This is a genomic window from Mesorhizobium sp. M7A.F.Ca.US.006.04.2.1 (assembly GCF_004022915.1).
GTDB lineage: Bacteria > Pseudomonadota > Alphaproteobacteria > Rhizobiales > Rhizobiaceae > Mesorhizobium > Mesorhizobium ciceri.
This window is the reverse complement of the sequence record NZ_RZQA01001469.1, coordinates 1-786: the sequence shown is the minus strand read 5'-3', so window position 1 is coordinate 786 and position 786 is coordinate 1. Positions and strand designations below refer to the sequence as shown.

Annotated in this window: 2 protein-coding genes; one reads left to right on the top strand and one right to left on the bottom strand. The window is 61.3% G+C overall.

Annotated features, from left to right (window positions below; all coding sequences use genetic code 11):
• Positions 1–506 (top strand): glutathione S-transferase family protein (locus EN925_RS38115; protein ID WP_164894783.1); only part of this gene is annotated, 506 nt, incomplete at its 5' end.
• A gap of 95 nt (positions 507–601) precedes the next feature.
• Here EN925_RS38115 and EN925_RS38110 read toward each other — a convergent pair.
• Positions 602–786 (bottom strand): outer membrane beta-barrel protein (locus EN925_RS38110; protein WP_164894782.1); only part of this gene is annotated, 185 nt, incomplete at its 5' end.

The following is a 786-nucleotide window of genomic DNA, read 5'->3' as shown; positions in this document are numbered from 1 at the left end:
CGATCAAGACCGAGGAGAAGCCGGCCGACTTGATGATCGCCAACCCGCTCGGCAAGATTCCGGTTCTGGTGCTCGACGACGGTCGCTCCATCCATGACAGTCGCGCCATCACCCAGCATCTCAACCGTTTGTCGAAGAGCGCGCTTTTTCCACGCAATCCCGACAAGCGGCTCGAGGCAGAAGTGCTGGAGGCATTGGCCGACGGCATTTGCGACTGTGCGCTGTCGATGGTCTATGAACGGCGCACGCGGCCTGAGGAGATGGTCTATCAGCCCTGGCTCGATCGCCAGTGGGCGAAGATCACGGCGGCACTCGACCTGCTCAACGCCAACCCGCCGAAGCTGCCGAAAAAGATCACCGCCGGCCAGATGGCGCTGCGCGCCTGCCTTGGCTATCTCGCGCTGCGCTTTGCCGGGAAATGGGAGAAGGGTCGCGCCCGGCTGACGCGGTGGGCGGCACGCTTCGACGAGAAGTTTCCAGAACTGAAGCCCTGCATTCCCGGTTGACCGCCCATTACCCGAATAGATTTACCCGGAAATCACGCGAGCATAAAAAAAGCCGGGCGCGAGGCCCGGCTTTTTCGTGTCGTGGCTTGAACGACTTAGAACTTCATACCGACGCCGAAGGTGACGCGGTTGTCGGTGGCCTTGACCTTGCCGATGCCATCGAAGCTCTTGCTGCCGAAGTCGGTGTAACGATACTCGACGCGACCGAAGACATTGTCGGTCAGCTTGATGTCGGTGCCGAGACCAGCGGTCCAGCCGAGCAACGTGGCGCGGTCCGAAC